Origin of the sequence: Burkholderia sp. BCC1977 (assembly GCF_905339595.1) — a bacterium.
Lineage (GTDB): Bacteria > Pseudomonadota > Gammaproteobacteria > Burkholderiales > Burkholderiaceae > Burkholderia.
This window is the reverse complement of sequence record NZ_CAJPGQ010000015.1, coordinates 40,075-65,050: the sequence shown is the minus strand read 5'-3', so window position 1 is coordinate 65,050 and position 24,976 is coordinate 40,075. Positions and strand designations below refer to the sequence as shown.

The 24,976-nt window shown below is 62.3% G+C and carries 17 protein-coding genes; 11 read left to right on the top strand and 6 right to left on the bottom strand.

The annotated features are described in order from the left end of the window. Positions 1-5 precede the first annotated feature (5 nt). The 3 genes from pcnB to hda are packed head-to-tail and all read right to left on the bottom strand — an operon-like array spanning position 6 to position 2,970. Positions 6-1,541 carry a polynucleotide adenylyltransferase PcnB gene (gene pcnB, locus U5771_RS15000; RefSeq protein ID WP_322024702.1) on the bottom strand — a complete coding sequence of 512 codons (1,536 nt, stop codon included), beginning with the start codon at positions 1,539-1,541 and terminating at the stop codon, positions 6-8. A gap of 5 nt (positions 1,542-1,546) precedes the next feature. Further along, on the bottom strand, positions 1,547-2,224 hold the full coding sequence (locus tag U5771_RS14995; protein WP_044844056.1) for an HAD family hydrolase: 678 nt from the start codon (positions 2,222-2,224) through the stop codon (positions 1,547-1,549). 11 nt (positions 2,225-2,235) lie between these two features. Continuing rightward, positions 2,236-2,970 carry a DnaA regulatory inactivator Hda gene (gene hda, locus U5771_RS14990; RefSeq protein ID WP_006760485.1) on the bottom strand — a complete coding sequence of 245 codons (735 nt, stop codon included), beginning with the start codon at positions 2,968-2,970 and terminating at the stop codon, positions 2,236-2,238. Positions 2,971-3,217: 247 nt separating this feature from the next. On the opposite strand from hda, the gene purM reads away from it, so the two are divergent. After that, complete coding sequence (gene purM, locus U5771_RS14985) at positions 3,218-4,273, top strand: phosphoribosylformylglycinamidine cyclo-ligase (protein ID WP_322024701.1); 1,056 nt, start codon at positions 3,218-3,220, stop codon at positions 4,271-4,273. 107 nt (positions 4,274-4,380) lie between these two features. After that, positions 4,381-4,776 carry an SgcJ/EcaC family oxidoreductase gene (locus tag U5771_RS14980; protein WP_322024700.1) on the top strand — a complete coding sequence of 132 codons (396 nt, stop codon included), beginning with the start codon at positions 4,381-4,383 and terminating at the stop codon, positions 4,774-4,776. Positions 4,777-4,830: 54 nt separating this feature from the next. On the opposite strand, the gene miaA is transcribed toward U5771_RS14980, so the two are convergent. Together miaA and mutL are read right to left on the bottom strand one after the other, a co-directional pair. Next, a complete protein-coding gene (gene miaA, locus U5771_RS14975; protein WP_322024699.1) occupies positions 4,831-5,808 on the bottom strand; it encodes a tRNA (adenosine(37)-N6)-dimethylallyltransferase MiaA in 978 nt (325 codons plus the stop codon). Beyond that, positions 5,805-7,799, bottom strand: coding sequence for a DNA mismatch repair endonuclease MutL (gene mutL, locus U5771_RS14970; RefSeq protein ID WP_322024698.1), 1,995 nt, complete (start codon positions 7,797-7,799; stop codon positions 5,805-5,807). The genes miaA and mutL overlap by 4 nt, the downstream gene beginning before the upstream one ends. A gap of 171 nt (positions 7,800-7,970) precedes the next feature. Between mutL and U5771_RS14965 the strand changes: the two genes are divergently transcribed. Next, a complete protein-coding gene (locus U5771_RS14965; RefSeq protein WP_322024697.1) occupies positions 7,971-8,654 on the top strand; it encodes a DedA family protein in 684 nt (227 codons plus the stop codon). A gap of 176 nt (positions 8,655-8,830) precedes the next feature. Here the strand turns inward: U5771_RS14965 and U5771_RS14960 are convergent, their stop codons facing one another. Continuing rightward, positions 8,831-9,643: a mechanosensitive ion channel family protein gene (locus tag U5771_RS14960; RefSeq protein WP_322024696.1), complete on the bottom strand. Its 813-nt coding sequence runs from the start codon at positions 9,641-9,643 to the stop codon at positions 8,831-8,833. Between the two features lie 332 nt (positions 9,644-9,975). Between U5771_RS14960 and U5771_RS14955 the strand changes: the two genes are divergently transcribed. From U5771_RS14955 to U5771_RS14920, 8 genes are all read left to right on the top strand, one after another. Continuing rightward, the gene (locus tag U5771_RS14955; protein ID WP_322024695.1) at positions 9,976-10,779 is read left to right on the top strand and encodes an ABC transporter permease; all 804 of its coding nucleotides are present in this window, start codon (positions 9,976-9,978) and stop codon (positions 10,777-10,779) included. Beyond that, on the top strand, positions 10,776-11,438 hold the full coding sequence (locus U5771_RS14950) for an ABC transporter ATP-binding protein (protein ID WP_322024694.1): 663 nt from the start codon (positions 10,776-10,778) through the stop codon (positions 11,436-11,438). Before U5771_RS14955 ends, U5771_RS14950 begins: the two co-directional genes overlap by 4 nt. Next, complete coding sequence (locus U5771_RS14945) at positions 11,431-12,537, top strand: lipopolysaccharide biosynthesis protein (RefSeq protein WP_322024693.1); 1,107 nt, start codon at positions 11,431-11,433, stop codon at positions 12,535-12,537. Before U5771_RS14950 ends, U5771_RS14945 begins: the two co-directional genes overlap by 8 nt. 95 nt (positions 12,538-12,632) lie before the next feature. Continuing rightward, entirely contained in the window at positions 12,633-14,456 is a 1,824-nt protein-coding gene (locus tag U5771_RS14940) for a polysaccharide biosynthesis/export family protein (protein ID WP_322024692.1), read from the top strand. Between the two features lie 134 nt (positions 14,457-14,590). Next, entirely contained in the window at positions 14,591-15,772 is a 1,182-nt protein-coding gene (gene wecB / locus U5771_RS14935; RefSeq protein WP_322024691.1) for a non-hydrolyzing UDP-N-acetylglucosamine 2-epimerase, read from the top strand. An 88-nt stretch (positions 15,773-15,860) separates the two neighbouring features. Beyond that, positions 15,861-17,129 (top strand): UDP-N-acetyl-D-mannosamine dehydrogenase, encoded by a 1,269-nt coding sequence (wecC, locus tag U5771_RS14930; protein WP_322024690.1) that lies wholly within the window; start codon positions 15,861-15,863, stop codon positions 17,127-17,129. A 71-nt stretch (positions 17,130-17,200) separates the two neighbouring features. Beyond that, complete coding sequence (locus U5771_RS14925; RefSeq protein WP_322024689.1) at positions 17,201-21,424, top strand: glycosyltransferase family protein; 4,224 nt, start codon at positions 17,201-17,203, stop codon at positions 21,422-21,424. 117 nt (positions 21,425-21,541) lie between these two features. After that, the gene (locus U5771_RS14920) at positions 21,542-24,973 is read left to right on the top strand and encodes a heparinase II/III domain-containing protein (RefSeq protein WP_322024688.1); all 3,432 of its coding nucleotides are present in this window, start codon (positions 21,542-21,544) and stop codon (positions 24,971-24,973) included. The last annotated feature ends 3 nt before the right edge of the window (positions 24,974-24,976 follow it).

Below are 24,976 nucleotides of genomic sequence, written 5' to 3'. Positions count from 1 at the left end.
GCGCGTCAGTCGTCGGAACCGCCCGCGGTGTCCGGCGCCTGCTCGGCGGCGCCTTCGCCCGGCTTGCGGTTGCGCGCACCGCCGCGGCGGCGCCGCTTGCGGGGCGATTTTTCCTTCGAGCCGCCCTGCGTGAGGAGTGCCTCACGGGCGGCCGCGTCGCCTTCGATGAAATCCGTCCACCACTGTCCGACTTCCGTTTCGAGCTCGCCGGATTCGCAGCGTAACAGGAGGAAATCATACCCCGCTCTAAACCTTTGGTGTTCCAGCAGCCTCATCGCGCTGCGGCCCGAGCGTTTCTCGAGGCGCAGCTGCAGGCCCCAGATCTCGCGCATGTCGGCCGAGTAGCGCTTGTGGATCGCGAGTTTCTCGGTCTGCATGTCGAGCACGTCGTCCATCGCGCGATGGAGCGCCGGCACCGGGATTTCGCCCTCCGCCGTGTATTGCTCGAAGCGCTGGCGCATGTCGTGCCACAGCAGCGTCGCGAACAGGAAGCCCGGCGACACCGGCTTGCCGGCGCGCACGCGCGCGTCGGTGTTGTTCAGCGCGAGCGTGATGAACTTCTCGCCCTGCGGCTGTTCGAGCACGACGTCGAGGAGCGGCAGCAGCCCGTGGTGCAGGCCTTCCTTGCGCAGCTGCTTCAGGCATGCGAGCGCGTGGCCCGACAGCAGCAGCTTCAGCATTTCGTCGAACAGGCGCGCGGCCGGCACGTTGTTGATCAGGTCGGCGAGCGCGTTGATCGGCTCGCGCGTGTGCGGCTCGATCTCGAAGCCGAGCTTCGCCGCGAAACGCACGACGCGCAGCATCCGCACCGGATCCTCGCGGAAGCGCGTGGCCGGGTCGCCGATCATCCGCAGCAGACGGGCGCGCATGTCGGCCATCCCGTCGTGATAGTCGAGCACCGTCTGCGTCGACGGGTCGTAGTACATCGCGTTGATCGTGAAGTCGCGGCGCGCGGCGTCTTCGTGCTGTTCGCCCCACACGTTGTCGCGCAGCACGCGGCCGCTGGCGTCCACCGCATGCGTGCGGCGATCGAGTTCGTCGCGCTTCAGGCGCTTCGGCGGCTCGGCCGCGGCGGCTTCGGGCGGGGCGTCGACCAGTGCGCGGAACGTCGACACCTCGATCAGTTCCTGGCCGAACTGCACGTGGACGATCTGGAAGCGGCGGCCGATCAGGCGCGCACGGCGGAACAGGCGCTGCACCTCGGTCGGCGTCGCGTCGGTCGCGACATCGAAGTCCTTCGGCGCGATGCCGAGCAGCAGGTCGCGCACGGCGCCGCCGACGATGAACGCGCGGAAGCCCGCCTGCTGCAGCGTGTCGGTCACGCGCACGGCGTTCCTCGAGATCAGCGACGGGTCGATCTGGTGCACGCTGGCCGGCACGACGGTCGGCTCGTGATTGCTGCGCGGCTTCCTGGCAGCGCCGCCGCGGCTACCCTTTGCGGGGCGCGGGGCAGGGGCCGTGTCGGCGGCGGGCGCCTCGGCGGGCGACGTTTGTTCGGCGCCGTCCTGGCCGAGCAGCTTGCGAATGAATTTTTTGATCACGACGTTCAGAAGAGATCTAGGATGCGCCAGCCGCGGTCGCTTGCATGCGCACGCAGCGTGTCGTCGGGGTTGGTCGCGATCGGGTCGGTGACTTTCTCGAGCAACGGGATGTCGTTGTGCGAGTCGCTGTAGAAGTAACTGTGTTCGAAGTCGTCCCAGTGCTTGCCGAGCGACGCGAGCCACGCTTCGGTGCGTACGATCTTGCCTTCGCGATAGCTCGGCGTGCCGGTGGGCCGGCCGGTGTACGGCGAATCGGGGTGCCCGTCGGTCGTTTCGACCTCGCACGCGATCAGCGTATCGACGCCGAACGCGGTCGCGATCGGACGCGTGATGAACTCGTTGGTCGCGGTCACGACGCAGCAGAGGTCGCCGGCGTCGAGGTGCTTGCGCACGAGTTCGAGCGCGGCGGGCGTCATCGCGGGGCGGATCACCTCGTGCATGTACTGCTCGTGCCATTCGGCGAGCTGCGCGCGCGAATACTTCGCGAGCGGCGTGAGCATCGCGCACAGGTACGCATGGATGTCGAGCTTGCCGGCCTTGTAGTCGGCGAAGAACTGATCGTTCTGACGCGAGAAGCTTTCCGCGTCGACGATGCCGAGCTTCACCATGAAGCGGCCCCATTCGTGGTCGCTATCGGTCGGGATCAGCGTGTGATCGAGGTCAAAGAGTGCCAGATTAGTCATGGAAGGGCATTTTACTCGAAGCGGTTCGGGCCTGTGCCCGGCGGTGCGATGTCGTCGCCGGGGCGGGCCAGCATCCGGCGCAGCAGCGGCAGCGTGACGGCGCGTTTCTGCTCGAGCGAGAAACGGTCGAGCGCGTCGAGCAGCGCCATCAGGCTCGGCATGTCGCGGCGGAAATGGGTCAGGAGGTAAGCGGCGATGTCGTCGGTGAGCGCGATCCCGCGCTCCTTCGCCGCGAGCTTCAGCACGGCGATCTTGCCGGCGTCGGACGGCGGCGACAGATGGAACACGAGCCCCCAGCCGAGGCGCGTGCGCAGATCCTCGCGCACGTCGAGCGCGAGCGGCGCCGCGGGGCCCGCCGCGACGAACGCGCTCGACGGGTGCGCGCGGACCTCGTTGAACAGGTTGAACAGCGCGACCTGCTGCGTGTCGCTCATCCGGTCGCAGTCGTCGATCGCGTAGATGCCGATGCGCGGGTCGAACGTGAACGCGCCGAGCGGGCTCTGCGGCGTCAGGTAGCGCGCGTAGCCGTACGACGCGTCGCTCACGAGCGCCTGCAGCAGGTGGGTGCGGCCGCTGCCGGGCTCGCCCCAGATGTAGAACGACCGGTCCGGCACGGGCCCCGCCGCGAGTGCGAGGTCGAGCTTCTGGAGCCGCGAGATGAGCTCGTCGTTCTCCTCATTCATGATGAAGTTGTCGAACGTGGCGGGCGGCGGCGTGCCGAGATCGAGCGTCAGTTGACGGGACACAACAGTCACAATGCGGGTCGGTTGATGAAACGCGTGCCGAACGCCGGGCACGCGCGCGGGACTGCTCCGGTGCCTGCACACGCGGCCGCACGCACAGCGGCGCGCGGTTTCCGGCGCGGTTCGCGGGGCGATGAAAACGGGGACGTGTCGACCAAGATGCAATCCCTGACGATTCGGTGCTGGGAATTCCGGCCAACGGGCCGGCTTCGGGTAAAATCGCATTTTACCGACCTTCTCGCATTCCCCCATGAATCCTCCGAAATCCGCTCCTGACGCTCAGGGTCTGTCCTACCGCGACGCAGGCGTCGACATCGACGCGGGCGACGCGCTCATCGACAAGATCAAGCCTTTTGCGAAGAAAACCCTGCGCGACGGCGTGCTCGGCGGCATCGGCGGGTTCGGCGCGCTGTTCGAAGTGCCGAAGAAGTACAACGAGCCCGTGCTCGTGTCGGGCACCGACGGCGTGGGCACCAAGCTCAAGCTGGCCTTTCATCTGAACAAACACGACACAGTCGGCCAGGATCTGGTGGCGATGAGCGTGAACGACATCCTGGTCCAGGGTGCCGAGCCGCTGTTCTTCCTCGATTACTTCGCGTGCGGCAAGCTCGACGTCGACACGGCCGCCACGGTCGTCAAGGGTATCGCGCACGGCTGCGAACTGTCGGGTTGCGCGCTGATCGGCGGTGAAACGGCCGAAATGCCGGGCATGTACCCGGACGGCGAATACGACCTGGCCGGTTTCGCGGTCGGCGCGGTCGAAAAGAGCAAGATCATCGACGGCAGCACGATCGCCGAGGGCGACGTGGTGCTCGGCCTCGCCTCGAGCGGCATCCACTCGAATGGCTTCTCGCTCGTGCGCAAGATCATCGAGCGCGCGAACCCCGACCTGTCGGCCGATTTCCACGGCCGCTCGCTGGCGGACACGCTGATGGCGCCCACGCGCATCTACGTGAAGCCGCTGCTCGCGCTGATGCAGAAGCTGTCGGTGAAGGGCATGGCCCACATCACCGGCGGCGGCCTCGTCGAGAACATTCCGCGCGTGCTGCGCGAAGGCCTCACGGCCGAGCTCGACCAGAACGCATGGCCGCTGCCGCCGCTGTTCAAGTGGCTGCAGGAGCACGGCGGCGTCGCCGACGCGGAAATGCACCGCGTGTTCAACTGCGGGATCGGCATGGCCGTGATCGTCTCGGCAGCCGATGCCGACGCGGCGATCGCCGACCTGACGGCCGCCGGCGAACAGGTGTGGAAGATCGGCACCGTGCGTGCGAGCCGCGAAGGCGAGGCGCAGACGGTCGTGGTCTGACGCACCGCACGCAGGATGCAGCAAGGAAAGCCGCCCGGAGTCGATCCGGGCGGCTTTTTTTCTGGCGAGGCCCGGCGTATCGGCGCACCGCCGAAGGAGGAACGACGATGACCGAAGACGAACGCGCGATTCGCGATCTGGTGGAAACCTGGTTCGTGTCGAGCCGGCGCGGCGATCTGGCGACCGTGCTCGACCTGATCGCCGACGACGCGATCTTCATGGTGGCCGGCAAGCCGCCGTTCGACAAGGCGGCGTTCGCGGCCGCGTCGCGCGACGCGAGCGCGGCGGCGGGCAACGGGCCGAAAGTCGACGGCCGTTACCGGATCGACGAACTGCGCGTGATGGGCGACTGGGCCTACATGCGCAATTTTCTCGAGATCGACGTGACGCCGCCGGGCGGCGACACCGTGCGCCGCTCCGGTCATACGCTGACGATCTTCCGCAAGTCGGATGGCCGCTGGCAACTCGCGCGGGACGCGAATCTCGTGACGCTCGTGCACTGAGCGGGGCATGGGCATCGCGCGCAAGCAGGATCGATGCGCGACGATCCTGCCCCGTTATTGATTGTCGATGCGGCCGTCGAGCACGCGTTCGAGCGTGTCGAGCGCCTGTGCCGTCGAATCCGGCGCGACGCAGTCGACGACGATCCGCTCGGGCATCGCGCGCAACCACGTGATCTGCCGTTTGCACAGCTGGCGCGTCGCGAAGATGCCCTTGTCGCGCATGGTCCGGTAGTCGGTGTCGCCGTCGAGGAATTCCCATGCCTGCCGATAGCCGACGCAGCGCATCGACGGCAGGCCGAGATGCAGCTCCTCGCGGCGGCGCAGCCGTTCGACCTCGTCGATGAAGCCTGCATCGAGCATCGCATCGAAGCGTTGCGCGATGCGCGCGTGCAGCACCGCGCGGTCCGACGGTTCGAGCGCGACCGGCACGAAGCGGTAGGCCGCGGCCGCGTCGTCCGCGCGCCGCGGCGCGGCGAGCAGCACCGACATCGGTTGCCCGCTCAGCAGGAACACTTCGAGCGCGCGCTGGATCCGCTGCGAATCGTTCGGTGCGAGTCGTGCGGCCGTCGCGGGATCGACCTGCGCGAGCCGCGCATGGAGCGCAGGCCAGCCGTCGCGCGCGGCGTCGGCGTCGAGCGCCGCGCGCACGGCCGGATCGGCGGTCGGCAGGTCGTTGAGGCCCTGCGTGAGCGCCTTGTAGTACAGCATCGTGCCGCCCGCGAGCAGCGGCGTGCGGCCGCGCGCGGCGATCTCGCCTATCAGGCGCAGCGCGTCCGCGCGGAATTCGGCCGCCGAATACGCGTCGGCCGGGTCGATGATGTCGATCAGGTGGTGCGGCACGCTCGCGCGTTCGTCGCGCGTCGGTTTCGCGGTGCCGATATCCATGTCGCGGTAGACGAGCGCCGAATCGACGCTGACGATCTCGATCGGACGGCGCGCGGCGAGCGCCAGCGCGGCGGCCGTCTTGCCCGATGCGGTGGGGCCGAGCAGGCAGGCGATCGTGGTCGGAGCGGACTGCGGTGAAGCGCTCATTGCCCGCGCATGAAGAGACGGTCGAGATCGTTCAGCGTGAGCTGATACCACGTCGGCCGGCCGTGGTTGCACTGGTCCGCGCGTTCGGTCGCTTCCATCTGGCGCAGCAGCGCGTTCATCTCGTCGAGCGTCAGGCGCCGGTTCGCGCGCACCGCGTGGTGGCACGCGAGCGTGCCGAGCAGCTCGTGCTGGCGCTCGGTGAGCACGCGCGAACCGCCGAACGCGTGCAGGTCGGCCAGCACCGCGCGCGCGAGCGACTGCAGGTCCGCGTCCTTCAGTAGCGCGGGCACCGCGCGGATCGCGAGCGTCGTCGGCGACAGCACCGCGAGATCGAAGCCGAGCGATTCGAGCGTGTCGCGTTCTTCCTCGACCGTGCCGATCTCGACCGGCGTCGCCGTCATCGAGATCGGCAGCAGCAGCGACTGCACGGCGACCGTGCGGTCGGCGAGCGCGTTCTTGAACTGTTCGTACAGGATCCGTTCGTGCGCCGCGTGCATGTCGACGATCACGAGGCCGTGCGCGTTCTGCGCGAGCACGTAGATCCCGTGGATCTGGCCGAGCGCGAAGCCGAGCGGCTGCTCGTCGTGCGCGGTGGCGGCGAGCGGCGACGCGACGAAGCCCGGCAGTGAGGCCAGCGGCGCGTCAGCCGAATCCGCCGCATCGCGCGCGGCGAGCGTCGTGCCGTCCGGCGTGCCCGCACCGGTTTCCTTGCGGCCGAACAGCGCGTCGTAGAGCGCGAGCGGTTGCGCGACCGGCAGCGTGCCCTGCGTCATGCGTGCCTGGCGCATCCACGTGTTGCCCGACGACGAGGAGGAGGACGGCGCCGAGAAGCCGCTGCCGCCCGTGCCGGAGGCCGCGCCCTGGCCGAGCGGCGTATTCAGGAACGACGCGGGGCCGCTCGGCGCCGGTGACAGTTGCGCGGCATGGCCGCCCGCGGTGGTTTCCGGCGACGCGCCGGCATGGCGCGCGAGTGCGCGCTGCACCGCGTGGAAGACGTACTGGTGGATCGAGCGCGAATCGCGGAATCGCACCTCGATCTTCGACGGGTGCACGTTCACGTCGACCGCTTCGGGCGGCAGGTCGAGGAACAGCACGTACGACGGGTAGCGGTCGCCGTGGAGCACGTCCTCGTACGCCGCGCGCACCGCGTGCGTGAGCAGCTTGTCGCGCACGAAGCGGCCGTTGACGAAGAAGTATTGCTGGTCGGCGCGGCCGCGGCTCGCGGTCGGCAGGCCCGCGCAGCCGTAGACGGCGAGCGGCCCGGCCTGCTCGTCGAGCGGCAGGTGCGCGGTGGCGAAGCCGTCGCCGAGGATCTTCGCGACGCGCTGCGCGGGTTCGGTCGCGTTCCAGTGCTCGACGGCCTTGCCGTTGTGCAGCACCGAGATCGCGACCTCCGGCCGCGCGAGCGCCGCGCGGCGGATCATTTCGAGGCAGTGGCCGAACTCGGTCTGCTCGCTTTTCAGGAACTTGCGGCGCGCGGGCGTGTTGAAGTACAGCTCGCGCACCTCGATCGTCGTGCCGACCGCGCCGGCGGCCGGCGACAGCGCACCTGTGGTTGCGTCGATCTTCGTCGCGTGCGCGACGTCGGCCGTGCGGCTCGTGATCGACATCTCGGCGACCGACGCGATCGACGCGAGCGCTTCGCCGCGAAAACCCAGCGTCGCGACCGCCTCGAGCTCCTCGAGCGAGCGGATCTTGCTCGTCGCGTGGCGCATCAGCGCGAGCGGCAGTTCGTCGGGCGGAATCCCGCAGCCGTCGTCGGTGATCGAGATGCGCTTGACGCCGCCTTCCTCGAGCACGATGCGCAGCGTCGTCGCGCCCGCGTCCATCGCGTTCTCGAGCAGCTCCTTGACGACCGACGCCGGGCGTTCGACGACCTCGCCGGCGGCGATCTGGCTGATCAGCTGGTCGGGCAGGGGCTGGATCGCGCGCAGCGGGCGCGGAGCGGGGGCGGGCGCGGCGCCCGCGGCCGTTTCGGTGATTTCGGACATGGCCGAATTATAGCGAGGCGGCGGGGGCATGCCGGGGCCGCGGCCGGTTACGTTTTTTCACGGAGCCTTAAGGTAGTTTCGGTATGATGACTCCGTTCCGCGCGCCGCCTTGTCCGGCGGGCACTTCCGCTTTTCGGCCGTTCCGGCCCTTTCGCCTTCGAGGAATCGCATTTGGATACGCTGCTTCATTTCGTCAACCTGGTCCTGCATATCGACGCGTTCCTCGGCGACTTCATCCGGCAGTACGGCGCGTGGGTGTATCTGGTGCTGTTCCTGATCGTGTTCTGCGAGACGGGGCTCGTCGTGCTGCCGTTCCTGCCGGGCGATTCGCTGCTGTTCATCGGCGGCGCGTTCGCGGCGACGGGCGACATGAACGTCGGTGTGCTGATCGCGCTGCTGCTGGTCGCGGCGATTACCGGCAATACCGTGAACTACATGATCGGCCGCTGGGTCGGGCCGAAGGTGTTCAATACCCATATCCCGGTGCTCGAGCGCTTCCTCGATCGCGCGGCGCTGCAGAAGACCCACTCGTTCTATGACAAGCACGGCGGCAAGACGATCGTGCTCGCGCGCTTCATCCCGGTCGTGCGCACGTTCGCGCCGTTCGTCGCCGGCGCGTCGTCGATGAGCGTCGCGCGCTTCCAGCTGTTCAACGTGATCGGCGCGCTGGTGTGGGTGCTGCTGCTGGTGCTGCTCGGCTACTTCTTCGGCAATATCCCGTTCATCCGCCAGTACCTGAACGTGATCGTGCTGGCGGGGATCGGCGCGGCGATCGTGCCGGTCGCGCTCGGCGCGCTGTGGAAGCTGGTGCGCGGGCGGCATTCGGGCGGTACGCAGAACACGCGAGGCCACTGAGCCGGCGCGGGTTCGCTTCGGCGCAGTAAAAAAGCGTGGCGGTTGCCACGCTTTTTTTTCGTCCGTGCGGTTCGTCCGGTCCGATCGATTGCCGATGTGCGGTATCGGCCGATCCGGCTGCTCGACGCCGGCTGCTTCAGTCAGAATCCCGTGAACCGCTGGGCGACACCGCTCCGTCAGGTCGTGCGATGGAAGATCGGCGTTTCGGGCGTCGGGTATTGCGCGTCGCGGAACGTCTCGAGGATCACGCGGTTGGTATCGCAGTACACCTGCCAGTAGTGCTCCGGTTGCGTCGACGGGCGCACGAACAGCAGCGGGCCTTCCGGCGTGAACTGCAGCACGCCGACGTCCGGCGCCGGATTGGTCAGCACGTTCGGGATCTGCTGGATCTGCGTCTTCAGGCGGTTGATCGCATCGACCGCGTCGACGCCGTTCGCGATCTTCGCGCTCAGGTCGACGCGGCGATGCGCCGTCGCGCTGTAGTTCGCGATGTTGTCCGAGAAGATCTTGTTGTTGCCGACGATCGTCACGATGTTGTCGGGGGTGATGATCGTCGTGCCGAACAGGCCGAGTTCCTTCACCGTGCCCGTGACGCCGCCCGCGCTGATCACGTCGCCGATCTTGAACGGGCGCAGCACCTGCATGAACACGCCGGCGGCGAAGTGCGCGAGCAGGCCGCCCCAGGCGGTGCCGATCGCGAGGCCGAGGCCGGCGAGCAGCGCGGCGAACGATGTGGTCTGCACGCCGAAGATCTGCAGGATCGCGAGGATCAGCAGGATCGTCAGCAGCACGCCGACCACCGAGGTCAGGTAGTCGGTGAGCGTCGGGTCGACCTTGCCGCTGCGGCGCACGACCTTGCCGAGCAGGCGGGTGCCGATGCGGATCACCCAGCGGCCGATGAACCACAGAGCGATCGCGGCGAGGAGGTTGAGGCCGAAGTCGAGGCCGCGGGTCATCAGGAATTGCTGGGCGGTGGCGAGATCGAGCATGTGGGCTCCGTGGTGAGGGGAATGTGGCAGTTTAAAGCCGAATCTGGTCTGATTATTACCGGATTTTACAAGGCATCTCGGCGATAACTCCCGGGGCTGCATTGTGCGACTAAAGAAAGGTATTTTTTACTGCTGAACCGGTAGATGCGTCGCGCGAATCGAAAGCATGTGTAGAAGCGTTAACAGGTTTAAAGGTAAGGAAGTTTTCTTGCATGTAAGCTGGTACAATGCGGCGCCTCGGTAGATTGAGGTGATTTAAAAATTGAGGGGCATGGGGCAAAAAGTCCATCGTGCACGGGGCGCAAACGATAAAAGTATGACCGGGGTTGAGTATGGCAGAACCGCCAAACGGGGATTCCAGGCTGGGCGAGGCATTTGCGATTCAGCGAAGAGTCGTTTATGCGTTGTTTTTGCGCGAACTGAAGACCCGGTTCGGCAAGCATCGGCTCGGGTATCTGTGGGTGTTTCTCGAGCCTATCGTTCACATGCTCGTCTTGTTCGCGATCCTGGGTCTGATCGCGAAACATACGATGCCCGGTATTTCATTTCCCGTATTTCTCATCTGCGGCTTGGTACCGTATTTCATGTTCATCAACATCGCGCTGCGATCGTTGAACGCGCTGGAAGCGAATCTCGGGCTGCTGAGCTACCGTCCGGTGCATCCATTGGATACATTGATTGCGCGTGCGGGCCTCGAATGCATTATCAGCGCAGTTGTCCTGGTTGTATTGTTGGTTATTCTGGGCCTTGGTGGGCAACCCGTTCAATTGGGTGATATTCCGGAACTCGCTGGAATTTGGGCGGTACTTGTTCTTCTCGGGCTGGGTGTCGGGATCATCTTCATGGTTATCGGCCACGAATTCCCGGTTAGCGAGAAGGTCATTCCGTTGTTCATGCGTCCCCTTTATTTCACCAGTGCGGTGATGTATCCGCTGACGACAATCCCGGCGGAATACCGCGGGTGGGTGTTGTGGAATCCTCTCGTTCATATTCTCGAATTGTTGCGGCATACGATCGTGCCGGCATACGCGGTCGAAAGCGTTGGACTTGCATACCCGGCGTTCTGCGCGCTTGTCGTTCTGTTCGCCGGCATGGCCCTGTACAAGGCACGTGAACCATCCCTGCTGCGATCATGATTCGACTCGAGAATCTCACAAAATCGTATAAGACGCCGTCGGGTCGACATTACGTATTCAAGGACGTCAATGTCGAGGTGCCGTCAGGGAAGAGTATTGGCCTTATCGGGCGTAATGGTGCTGGCAAGAGCACGTTGCTCAGCATCATTGGCGGTATTGATCGACCCGATCGTGGTCGGGTCGTGACGAACCGGCGCATTTCGTGGCCGGTTGGTCTTGCGAACGGATTTCAAAGCAGCATGACGGGACGCGAGAACGTCAAGTTCGTCGCGCGCCTGTACGCGAGCAAGGCCGAACTGGCGGAGAAGGTGCAGTTTGTCGCGGACTTCTGCGAACTCGGCAAGTTCTTCGACATGCCGATCCGCAGTTACTCGACGGGCATGCGCGCCCGACTGGGTTTTGGGCTGTCGATGGCGTTCGACTTCGACTACTACGTGATTGACGAGGTGACGGCGGTCGGCGACGCCGTCTTTAGAAAAAAAAGCGAGGCGCTGATGATGGCAAGGCGTGCCGTCAGCCAGTTCATTTTTGTGTCGCACGGCCTCGACGAGGTAAGTCGGGTCTGCGATGTCGGATTGCTGATCGGCAACGGGAAAGTCACGTACTACCCCGACGTGAATGAGGCAATCGAAGTTTACAAGCAAGAGAACAATGTCTGATTGGTTGGGGAAGCTGCGTGGGCATCGGCTGCAGGTATCGCTTATCGCGGTACCGCTTGTTGTTTGCGGGTTGTATCTCGGGCTGGTTTCCCGGGATCGCTACGTCAGTGAATCGCAGGTGCTGGTCAAGGACTCCGGCCGTTCTGTTGGGACGGGGCTGAATATTCAGGCGCTGCTTGGAGGAGGGGGCGATGCGTCGGCGCGAGACGACGCGGTGGTGCTCAAGCAGTACATCGAATCGCCGGACATGCTGGCGAAAGTGGATGCGCGGCTGAAGCTGAAGGAGGCATTCGGCCATGTTGGATTCGACTTGCTCAACCGACTTTCGCCGCACGCAACGCGGGAGGAAACGCTGAAGTACTACCTTCGGCGTGTCAGCGTGGATGTAGACGACAAGACGGGGCTGTTGACGATTCGGGTGCAAGGTATGTCGCCGGCCTTCGCGCAGACGTTCAATCGAACGTTGCTGAGCGAAAGCGAAACCTTCCTGAACGAGTTGTCGCATCGCATTTCGCGCAACGACATGCTTTTCGCCCGTGAGGAAATCGACCGTTCGTATGACGAAGTCAAGGCTGCCCGTGATTCGGTGATCGCATTCGAAAACAAGACCGGCATGCTGGACCCGACGGCGAGCGCCGAAGCAGGCGGGCGCATGGTGGTCGAAATGCAATCGAAGCAGGCGGAGCTCGAAGCGGAATTGCGCAACCTGCAGACGTACATGAACGATGACGCGCCACCGGTCGTGGCGAAGCGTAACGCGCTGTCGGCGCTTGTCGCGCAGATCGCCGTCGAGAGAGCCAAGCTCAGTGCGCCCGGCGACGGCAAGATGAACCGGACGGCCGCGCAGTACGCGGAACTCAAGTCTCGTCTCCAGTTTGCGACCGACTTGTACAAGGTATCGCTGTCGACTTTCGAAAAGGCTCGGATCGAATCGGGACACAAGGCAAAGAGCTTGTCCGTGATCGTGACGCCCAACCTGCCGGAAGAGGCTGAATACCCGCGCAGGCTTCACATCATGATGTCCCTTGTTGTTGGACTGTTGCTGTTGTTCGGTGTTGTGAGACTGGCGCAAGCAATTATCGAAGATCACCGGACGTAAAACGGATACGACTGCTGCCGGGGTTTCGGGTTGGGTGGCAGTTCGGACGAAATTGAATGGCTGGGACAGCGTCGTTGCCCGTGACGGGGAAGCGAATGCAAGCAGGCATCGACCACGCAAATATTGAGATGATCAATCTATCAAGAGGCCGAAAGGCATTGATTGCCCTGATGCTGGGCACCGCGAGCACCGCAGGTTGGGCCGGGATCAGCGATACGCTGTTCGGGCTCTCGGGAACCGACAGCGATAGTGGCTCAACGTCGTCCAGGGTCGCGGCCGACGGTGGGCAACGCGGTGCCGCTTCGACAGGCTTCGGGTATAACCCCGGCGACGTAGCAGCCGGCGCGATGATGCTTCAAGGCGGCAAGGTGTCCCGTCAGCAAGGCGGACCCGGAGGTGCGGCTCCGAGTCCGGTCGACGTCAGTGTCGCCCCGCAGGCGCCGAATAGCATGTTCGGCTCGCAGTTGTTTGGCGGGACATTCCATAACAGCCGGGGGACCGGATTCAATCCGGGCTATCAGGTCAGCATTGGCGATACCGTTACGCTCCGGATGTGGGGTGCTTTCGCATTCGACGGCCAATTGACCGTCGATCCTCAAGGAAACATCTTCGTGCCGAATGTCGGGCCAGTCACGGTCGCCGGTGTTCGGAATGCTGATTTGAACGGGCGTGTGTTGAATGAAGTGCGCAAGGTCTACAAGGCAAACGTGAACGTTTATGCCAGCCTTGACGTTGCGCAGCCGGTGAAGGTGTTCGTCACCGGATATGTCAAGCAGCCGGGTATGTATGGCGGCATTGCATCAGAAAGCATCCTGTCCTACCTCGACAAGGCCGGTGGCGTCGACGTCGACCGAGGCAGCTATGTCGATGTGACGGTCAAGCGCGGCAGTGTGGTGCGCAAGCGTTTCAACTTGTACGACTTCTTGTTGAATGGCGAGATCGATCAGTTGCAACTGGCCGATGGCGATGTGATCGTCGTCGGGCCGCGCGAACATGTTTTTACGGTGCGAGGCGAAGTCTACAACGCATACGACTTCGAATTCGCCACGCCGGTCATTACGCTTCAGCAGGCACTTGCGGTCGCGCGTCCGAAACCCGGTGCAACGCATGTCAGCATCGTGCGTCGCCAGGGCACCGAGCGGACTACCGAGTATTACGCGATTTCGAACGCGTCGAACGTCAGGCTCAACGACGGCGATCAGCTCACGGTCACTTCGGATCGCTACGCCGGCACGATTCAGGTGCGTGTCGAAGGTGCCCATTCAGGAGAGCACGCATTGGTGCTCCCGTATGGTTCGACGATGGCGCAGGTGCTGGGCCGGATTCGTACCAATCCGCTATCACGCGTGGACGAAGCCCAGTTGTTCCGCAAGTCGGTTGCGGACCGGCAAAAGGAAATGCTGGGTGTCGAACTGCAGAAGCTTCAGGAGGCGGCGTTGTCCGCGCCGTCTGCTACGAGCGAGGAGGCCAATCTGCGCTCGAAGGAAGCCGAGAACATCACGAAGTTTGCTGCGCTCGCGAGCAAGACCGAGTTCAAGGGGCAGGTCGTACTCAACGAGCAGACGATGGGGAACGTGATTCTCGAAGACGGCGACGTCATCAACATCCCCGAAAGAACCAGTGTCGTCATGGTGCATGGAGAGGTGCTCTTCCCGAACGCGGTTGAATGGCAATCGGGCATGACGGCGAGTGACTATGTTGCCCACGTCGGCGGTTATACGCAGAAGGCCGACAACAGCAAGATCATCGCGATTCATCAGAACGGCAAGGCTGAGCTGGCCGACAGCGGTACGAAGATCGAGGCCGGCGATGAACTCATGGTGTTACCGAAGGTGAAGTCGAAGAGTATCGAGATCACGCGCGGGATTACGCAGATCCTGTATCAGATGGCAGTGGCCGCGAAGCTGATCTTCTGGTGATGGTTGCAGCACGTCACATAACGCGTAGAGAGTGCGTCATGTGACACCGAGAGGGCCGCGGGCGCTCGTTGGCACGAGCGCACCGGCAGTTTGCTCCTTCGGGGGCTCGTAAAATAATAGCAACGATAATTATCATGAAAATTCTGACCGTGTTTGGCACGCGGCCGGAGGCGATCAAGATGGCGCCGCTGGTACACGCGCTTAGGGGGAAGCCGGGTGTGGACTGTCGCGTATGCGTCACCGCACAACATCGGCAGATGCTGGATCAGGTGCTCGAACTTTTCGAGATAAAGCCGGATTACGATCTGAATCTGATGAAGGCGGGGCAAACGCTCCAGTCGATCACGTGCGACATCGTGAACGAGATCACGCCCGTTCTTTCATCGTATCGGCCGGACTACATGCTCGTGCATGGTGATACGACGACCACGTTCGCGAGCGCGTTGGCGGCGTTCTATCTGAAGATCAAGGTGGGTCACGTCGAAGCCGGGCTGCGTAGCGGCGACATGTACTCGCCGTGGCCCGAAGAGGGTAATCGCAAGCTGACAGGTCAGCTTGCCGACATTCATTTCGCGCCGACCGAGGCGTCGCGCGAGAACCTTATCGCCGAACGTGTTCGCGACCAGGACATCGTCGTGACGGGCAATACCGTTATTGACGCGCTGCTGCAAGTGACGCGCAGGCTCGAGCACGATCAGGTACTCCGGCGGCAGATGCGCGATGCATTTCCGACGCTTGAAGACGGGCGTCGTATGGTGCTCGTTACGGCTCATCGCAGAGAGAACTTCGGAGAAGGGATCCGGAATATCTGTCAGGCGATCCGCGAGCTCGCCGCACACTATACGGACGTCGATTTCGTCTATCCGGTGCACCTGAATCCACAGGTCAAGCTGCCGGCCGAGGAAATACTGTCGGGCCTGCCTAACGTCCATCTGCTGAGTCCGCAGGACTACTTGCCTTTCGTCTATCTGATGTCGCGTTCGACACTGATCCTGACCGACTCCGGCGGGATTCAGGAAGAGGCGCCGTCACTCGGCAAGCCCGTGCTGGTCATGCGTGACACGACGGAGCGTCCCGAAGCCGTTGCGGCCGGCACGGTTCGATTGGTTGGCTCTGACAGTGGGCGGATCGTCGCGGCGTGTCGGGAACTGCTCGACGACGCGGAGCGCTATGGGGAAATGGCGCGTGCGCACAATCCGTATGGCGATGGCCGTGCATGCGAGCGCATCGTTCGCCATCTTGTCGGTGAGAGCGATCGCAATGATCCACAGTCGTTCTCGTCGACCCGGGATGTGGCCCGGGCGTTCGCCGGCTAATGCCCCGTGCAGTGACTGTGACCGATCAGCTCTGATTCGCGCGGCGTGCCGAAGAGGCACCGCGCCTCCATACCTTCAAGGACGTTCCGTGAAAAATTCCATTCAATCCATCTCTGTCATCGGGCTTGGGTACATCGGCCTTCCGACTGCCGCGGTGCTCGCGTCGCGCAAGATCAAGGTTGTCGGTGTCGACATCGACCAGCACGCCGTCGATACGATCAATCGGGGTGAGATTCATATCGTCGAGCCGGAGCTGGACATCGTTGTGCATGCGGCCGTGAAGGAGGGGTGGCTGCGCGCGACGACCCGGCCCGAAGCTGCTGACGCCTTCATGATCGCGGTGCCCACGCCGTTTCACGGCGACTACGAGCCGGATCTGTCATATGTCAAGGCAGCCAGCGAATCGATCGCACCGGTTCTCAAGAAGGGGGACGTCGTTATTCTCGAGTCAACCTCGCCCGTAGGTGCGACCGAGCAGATGGTGGAATGGTTGGCGCGGGCTCGGCCCGACCTCGTATTTCCGGTGAAGGACGGGGCCGAGTGCGACGTCTACGTCGCTTATTGTCCGGAGCGGGTCCTCCCCGGGCAGGTCATTCGCGAACTGATTGAAAACGACCGTGTGATCGGTGGCGTGAATCCGCAGTCCGCCGTTCGTGCACAAGAGGTTTACCGTACGTTCGTCAGTGGTCAATTGCTTGTTACGGACGCTCGTACGGCGGAGATGTCGAAGCTGACCGAGAACGCATTTCGCGACGTCAACATCGCGTTTGCCAATGAGCTTTCACTGATTTGCGACAAGCTCAACATCAACGTTTGGGAATTGATCGGCATCGCGAATCACCATCCGCGCGTCAATATCCTCCAGCCCGGGCCGGGCGTTGGTGGTCACTGCATCGCGGTCGACCCATGGTTCATCGTCAACAACACGCCGGACCAGGCGAAGTTGATTCGACAGGCTCGCGAAGTGAACGATTCGAAACCCCACTGGGTGATCGACAAGGTGCGCACGGCGGTCGACTCGCTGTGCGAAGCCGGAAAGGCACAACGCGACATTCGAATTGCGTGCTTCGGCCTCGCGTTCAAGCCGAATATCGATGATTTGCGAGAAAGCCCGTCGATCGATATCGCGCACAAGCTCTCCGACGCGTATCCGGAACAAGTCTTCGTCGTAGAGCCGCATATCGATGCGATTCCGCAGAAGCTGGAGTTCGGCGGCGCGCGATTGATGGATCTTGACGGTGCGTTGGCGCGCGCGGACGTCCTGGTCATGCTGGTCGACCACGCGCAATTCAAGGCGATGAAACCGACCCTGCGCGAATCGCAGCGACTCGTCGATACGAAGGGCATCTGGGGTTGAATGACTCCTGTCGGCGCTCCGCGCACGACGCGGAATAGCAAAGACGAATTTGAAAAGGCAGGGAAGTCGGGATGAGCGTGAATATCGATGTCGGTGCAGGTGAGGGTCGGGGCAAGGTCGCCGCTTTGCGACGGGAGCGAGATCGATATGCTGCGCTATGCGCAACACTGCGGGCAGAGCGCGCTGCGCAGGACGAACTTGTGTCGCGGCTCGAAGCGGAAACCGCGCGGTTGCGCGAGCTTCACGAGGCCTTGGCAAGTATCGACGCGGGTCCGGCATCGCTGCACGCCGACGGCGCCTCCGAGATGGCCCGGTATCAGCAGACGATCATCGATCTCAAGGGCCGATTCGACGGGTTGAAGGCACAACGTGACCGGGAGGAGGCGACTTTCCGGCAATACCGCACCGACACGGGCGCCACTATCGAAGCGCTCGCGGCCGAGTTGTCGCGGCACGGTGAGACGATCGGCAGCCTGACGAGCGAAGTCGATGCGGCAAGGAGCGTTGCGCGGCAGCAGAAGCAGTTGCGCGCGACGGACGTTGCGGCGCTCGAACAGAAAATTGCGGCTTTGGAGACCGAACGCAATGCCCGCGCGATCGAGCGGCAGGAAATGGGTTCGATGCTCTCGGTGTCGCGCTCGGAGAGCAAGTCGTCGTCGGCTAATCTCGAGAAGATCAAGCTGGACGCGGTTCGCAACAGGATGGCACTCACCGAAGCGAACGCACAGATCGAGCGCTTGCGTCAGCAACTGATCGCTGCGAATCAGCAGGTACTTCGGACGAAGAACACACTGTCGTTTCAGCTCGGGCACGCGCTGATATTCAGCACCAAGTCGTGGAACGGGTTCTTCGCACTGCCGGGCAAGCTGCTCGCGATTCACCGTTTGTCGAAGCAACGTCGCGATGACAGGCAAGCCAAGGGGCTGAAGAGCGCAAACGTTCGTCCCATGTTGCAAACGGTGCCGGCTTCATCGCTCCCGGACACCGTCGAGCATGTCGCGGTCGCTGCGCGCGCGCGATTGAAGGGCTTGCACGACGATGACAGCCAGCAGCTTGCTCAGCGGATGAAGCAACTCAAGATCGCGGCGATCGTGGACGAGTTCACGTTCGGCTCGTACGATCCCGAGTGCAATCTGTTGCAATTGACGCCTGCCCACTGGCAGACCGAACTCAATGCGTTCAATCCGGACATGCTGTTCATCGAATCCGCGTGGCGCGGCAAGGATGATCTCTGGGGGAGCAAGGTCGGCCATTTGAGTCAGGAAGTCGTCGGTATCGTTCGATGGTGCCGCGATCACAAGATTCCGACGATCTTCTGGAACAAGGAGGATCCGGTTCATTTTGAGACGTTTCTGACGACGGCGAAGCTGTTCGATTTCGTCTTCACGACGGATATCGACTGCATTCACCGCTACAAGGCCGCGCTCGGCCACGAGCGGGTCTATCTGCTGCCGTTTGCTGCTCAACCGCTCGTCAACAATCCCGTCGAGAAGTACGAACGGAAGGATGCGTTCTGCTTTGCCGGGGCCTATTACGTCCGATATCCGGAGCGGACGCGGGATCTGGGCAATTTCATCGTCAACCTGCCCGAGTTCCGTCCGCTGGAAATCTACGACAGAAACTACGGGAAAAGCGACGCCAACTATCAGTTTCCGGACGAATACCAGCCGTTCGTCGTCGGCAATTTGCCGTATGCGGAGATCGACAAGGCGTACAAGGGTTATCGATACGCGATCAACCTCAACTCGATCAAGCAATCGCAGTCGATGTTCGCACGTCGCGTCTATGAACTGCTGGCATCGAATACGATCACCATCAGCAACTTCTCGCGCGGCGTCCAGCTGATGTTCGGCGATCTCGTCGTGACGAGCGACAGCGGTGCCGAGATCCGGCGACGCCTCGAGGCATTGGGCAGCGACGAAGCGGGCGCACGGAAGCTCCGCCTTGCTGCCCTTCGCAAGGTGATGCACGAGCATACGTATCAGGACCGGCTGGCTTATGTGATCTCGAAGGTCAGCGAGGAGACATTGCCGTCACTGCTGCCGCAGATCATCGTGATCGCCCACGCCAAGGATCAAGTGCAAGCCGACTGCGTGCTGCAAGCGTTCGAGCGGCAGCAATATCAGGCCAAGACGCTGGTGCTCGTTGTGCCGGAGCAGTTCCAACTCACCGGCGTGCCAGACGGGGACACGGTGCGCGTATTGTCGTCGCTTGAGTCGGATACGGTCATGTTGCACGCACTGGCATCGCCGGCTGCCTGGCTTTCCGTCATGGTCGCGGACGATTATTACGGCGCTCACTATCTGACGGATCTTGCACTCGCGACGCGCTACTCGCAGGCGCTTGCGATCGGCAAGGTTGCCCAGTATGTATGGTCGGGTAGCAAAGGCTTGTCCCTGCTTCGCGAGGACGCAGCATATACGCCCGTTGCCGAGGTTGACGCGCGATCGGGTATCGCGCGTTTCGATACCTTGCCCGCAGTATCGTTGCGCGAATGGATGAGGGAACTGTATACCGCGCGATTCGAGCACAAATCGTGCTTCGCGGTTGACGAATTCAACTACTGCCGAAGCGGTGTCGCACTGGACGAGGCTGGCCGCGCGGCTGTCGACGACGTGGTTCTTTCCGATCATGGACTGACGCTCGACGAAATGCAGCGGAGGGCGGAAGCGATCGCTGCCGAGCGACTCGACAGCAATGCCCTTCCGCAGTTGCGCGGTAGCGATCTGGCATCGCTGCTCGCGAGGGCGCCGGCGAACAGCCGCGTGTCGATGGTTGAGCGCGGCGGTTGCCTGCAGGTCGATTCGGTGTTACCGGACGGCTCACACGAATATTGGTACGCCGATCGCGATTTCTCGCCGTCCGATCTGTCCGTCGAAAACGGGAAACTTCAGTTCCATCTCGAAGTTTCGCCGGGTCTGAACATTCAGGTAGTCGTGTTGTTTCTCGGGGGTGCAAAGGCGCGGATCGGCCATGTCGTGAAGGCTTCGAATCGCAATCACGATGTCGAGTTGCCTGCAGGTACGACGTTCTTGCGGATCGGCTTGCGGGTGTACGCAGGCGGATCTGCGCGCGTGCAATCGCTGTTGCTCGGCCATCGTTCACTTCTGCCAGCGGATGTGTTTTCTCAGGGCCAACATCTCGTACTGACAAACCACTATCCGTCCTACGACGATTTGTATCGCAATGCGTTCGTGCATAGCCGGGTGCGCGCCTATCGCGAAAATGGCGTGCGATGCGACGTGTTCCGCTTCCGTGACGAACAAACGGTGGAGTACCAGGAGTTCGAAAACGTCGATGTGATGACGGGGGGCGCGGAGGTGCTGGATAGATTGCTTCAGACGGGGCGATACCGCTCGGTTCTGGTCCACTTCCTCGATGATGCAATGTGGCGCGCGCTTAAGCCTTATGCCGACCGACTGAAGATCGTCGTCTGGGTTCACGGCGCGGACATCCAGCGCTTCGAGCGTCGCGCGTTCCTGTATGACGATGTGGAGCAACGTTCGGCCGCTGCGCTGAAGAGCGAACGGCGTTCGGAATTCTGGCGGAGCCTGCTGACGGACCGGCCGCGATCGATGCACTTCGTCTTCGTCTCGAAGTATCTCGCGACCACCGCAATGGAGGACCTCGGGTTGGCGCTACCGGACGATGCGTACAGCGTCATCCATAACCCGATCGATACCGCGCGATTCGATTATGTAGAGAAGGGCGCAGAACTGCGCTGGAAGGTGCTGTCGATTCGTCCTTATGCGTCGAAGGTCTATGCCAATGACCTGAGCGTCGGCGCGATTCTTGCGCTGTCGGCCAAGCCGGATTTCGACCGCATGCAATTCCACCTGATCGGCGACGGCGCGCTATTTGACGAAACCGTGGCGCCGCTGCGTGGATTCCCGAATGTCCGAATCGAACGGCGTTTCCTGACGCAACGCGAAATCGCCGATTTGCACAAAGAATACGGGGTATTCCTGTGCCCGTCGAGAATGGATACGCAAGGCGTATCGCGCGACGAAGCGATGGCATCGGGCCTTGTCCCGGTTACCAGTGCAGTCGCGGCCATCCCCGAATTCGTCGACGAAACATGCGGTGTGCTCGCGCCGGCGGAGGATGCGAACGCACTTGCCGAGGGACTGCTGGCGCTGATTCAGGATCCGCGACTGTTTGCAGACATGAGTGCCAGCGCGGCACGGCGCGTGAGACGGCAGAGTGCCCATGATGCGGTGATTCAACGCGAACTGGCGTGCTTTGCGGGCGATCCGGAAGCGGCTAGGCCGGGAGAGACATCGGTCTCGCAATGATTCTCGAAGTTGCATCGGGATTCATGCATACCCAAGACGGGTGAGCCTGAAAAGGATAATGGTGCGGGGCATTGACGACTGGAACCGCACCGTCGACAAGAACTGCGGCGGGGAAAGATGGCAGACCAATACATGGATCGCGTCGTACTGAGCGAGCGAAACTCGATGATCTACTGCGCGGCGAACGTCGCCGAGAAGACGTCGGTCGAACTCGGTGCGACGATCGCGGGGGGATTGCCGGATGGCACGAACCTGATTCTCCTGATCAACGGTGATGCACTGACCGAGCAGCACGCGACGGAAATCGGGTTCGTGCCGACAAAGGGGGGCTATTACCAGTACTTGAAGCCGTCGGTGAAGGACGAACGACTGTGCCATGCATTCGATATCTTGCCGGAAGTCACGTCGGTCAGTATTCGACTGTGGGGCATTGGCGTGCCGCCCGTCGTGCTGGACGACGTTCGCATGACGGGCGCCGCAGAGGGCAGCGTTCAATTCCTGTCCGCTCGTCCGCGCCGCATCATCAAGAAATGGGAGTCGCTCGGTGGGCAGCAGCGCCGACCGGTTGCAGCGAATTTGTTGCTCGCAAAGCATGCATGCGGGCCGGCATGCGTCGTGCATTGCAATAAATGGTTCGACTCGATGGATGGCTACGAGCAGCGGACGAAGCGTGCCGAGTTCGGACGCGACGACGTTTATGTTGAACGAAACACCGGAGAACTGATTCCGGCGAGCATTCAGCGAGCGGCGCCCGCGATGCTCGAGATTCCCGAATCGATCGACTTGTATTGGTCCGGCATCGGCGACAAGTCGCGCAATATGGTGCGAAAGGCAAGACGGCTCGGCTACGAATACCGGGCAATCGACCCTGACGAATATGGGCAGGACATTTTCGAGATTAGGACGTCGGATCCGATGCGCCAGGGCCGTCCGATTCCCGAGTACTACTACAAGAATCCGCCCGAGCATGTAATGAAGCCGAGTATCGTCGGTTGCCGGCTGCATACCGAGCGATTCTATGGTGTGTTCAAGGACGATCGACTGGTCGCGTACGTCACGCTCTTTCTCTTTGGTGAGCTTGCGCAGGTCAATCACTTGCTTTGCCATCGAGACCACGCCAGCAGCGGCGCGATGAATCTCAACGTGTTTCACGTCGTCGACGAGCTCATCAGGCATCAGCCTGAGGTGCGCATCCTCAACTATCTGTACATCGGTCAAGCCGCGGGTGGGATCAATCATTTCAAGGAGAGTGTCGGCTTTCGCGATACCGCCTTCATGACGTACGACAGCGTGGTCGAGTTGTACGCCCGGCATGAGCAGGATCGGTTGCCGACCGGTGGTTCGACGGTGGCATCGGCGGTAACTGCGCCATCGTTCAGGACCAAGGCCAAAGACGCCGACCGGACATTTCTGCGCGAGCAGGTGAGCGGTGACGTCATGCAGGCGATCGAGAGCCGCATCGGCCGACGCGTTGCGCGTCTGCCGATGCCGATCTATCAGGAATTCGAGCGCTATCTGTCACGCGGCTTGAGCGAGACGGTAATCGACTGGATGGAGGGAAGTTGCTTCGCGGTGCCGTTCCCGGACCGGATTCCCGATGCCGACGATGATCTCTGCAATTACATGCGCCGGCGTTTCAAGCAGAGCCCCATATCGAACGACGGTTTCGAAACCGCGTTCAAGGGCAGCGATTTTCGCGTGTTGGGCTATTTCCTGGTCAGCGATGACGACGCGTTGTTCTTCCGGGGGCTATTGGTGGTCGAGAAATTGACACCAGTAGGAAAGAGCAATGTTCGCGGTCTGACCGAGGCGTTCCAGAAGTTCGGAAAAGGCGGTTTGCGTCCGGATTCGATCGTGCGCAACAAACCTCAGGGAATCTTCCTTACGCGAGATCGCTTCATGGCGTCTGTTCCGGCGGATGTGTCACCCCTGGACCGTGTCTGCCTTGCCGACGAGTATCAGCCCTTGGCCAATGGGTGGCGCCTCGGAAACATCGTGAAGATGTCGTTCCCGTATTCGACGGCAACCGTCGATGTCGAGCTGAACAAGACGTTCGCATGGAACTCGGAACTACCGAACAACTCGGTGCGCATGTGGTACTACTCGTTGATCTATATCGGGCGACTGCTTGCAACCTACCAGCAATCCAACGATTCCGTGTCCCTGGATCTCGCGTTGTCGTTGACGTCCGACTATCTCGACTACGTAGCCGTTGCCGAGCATCGCACTAGCGTGAACGGAATTGCATCCGCAGATCATGCCACGGCCGAACGATTGAAGGTAATGCTGACGCTGCATCAGATCATCAGGCATTCGGACGATCCTCGATGCGTCGCCCTGTTGCCGCGATTGCTTGCGGAAATGCATTACTGCGCCGAGTGGCTGACGGAGGAGGCCAATCTCGGTGTGGGCAACCATCAGCTCATGGGCTGCATGTCCCTGATGTTTATGTATTCGCTTCTGTCGAACGAGGCCGGCACGGTTTATCTCGAAACGGCGCTGAGCCGTGTGCGCGCGCTGCTGGAGGAGTCGTTCGACAAGGACGGGCTGTGTAACGAGAATACGATCGGTTATCACAACTTCAACCTGTCGTTGTACACGAAGATTCACGAGGCGCTCGGAAAACTGGATATTGCAGCGCCGATGCGAGACGACATCGAACCCGTGCTCGACAACGCGATGCGCGCGCTGCGGCTCGCCATTTTCCCCAACGGCATGATTCCGCCCATCGGCGACTCGCCGCGCTACGACTCGCGCGTTACCTCCGTCAATGAGTCGTTCTGCTTTTTCGAGTCCGGGTTCGCGGTCGTCAAGCGCGACGACTTCTATATGTCGTTGATCTGCGGCGGCAGGACGAACTGGCACAAGCACATGGATGACACGGCGATCTATCTGCAGTACAGGGGTGAAGACGTGTTTATCGACGGCGGGAGCTACTCGTACGATCAGCGGAACCCGCATACGCGCTGCATTAGTTCGTCGGCCGGCCATAGCGGTGTGTTTCTTTCCCAGTTCGATGGTTTGCCGCGATACGAACTGATCGCGAAGTATGGACCGGTGTCGGGCAGCATCAAGCGGTTCGAGGAAAGCGATGATGGTGTGCGGATCGAGTGCACTTACTCCGTTCCCGGGTGCTGGACAAGCTTCCGGAGATTCGTGTTTGTCCACTGGATCGGCGAGGTTGTCATTGTGGACATGGTGAAGTCGCCGGATCCTTCGGCTGCCGTGCAGCGCTTTCTTCTTGCGCCGGACGTTTCGGCGCACGCGGAACAGGGAATCATCCGGCTGCAGGGCGAAACGTTCACAGGGGCGATCATTCATTCGTCGCACCATGCGGACTTCTATCGAGGCGAGCAGGATGGAAAAGTGCGCGGTTGGAGTACGTACGACTTCGGTGAAATCTCGCCGACCACGGGTATTGATCTGAGCGGAGGACCGGTTGCCGGGGAATTCTCGTCGATCGTTGTGTTGAACGGCACTGATCCGGAAGGTTGTTCCGACAGGGCGCGAGCATTTGCGAAAAAATCCGATCCGTTCTTCACGAGATGATCG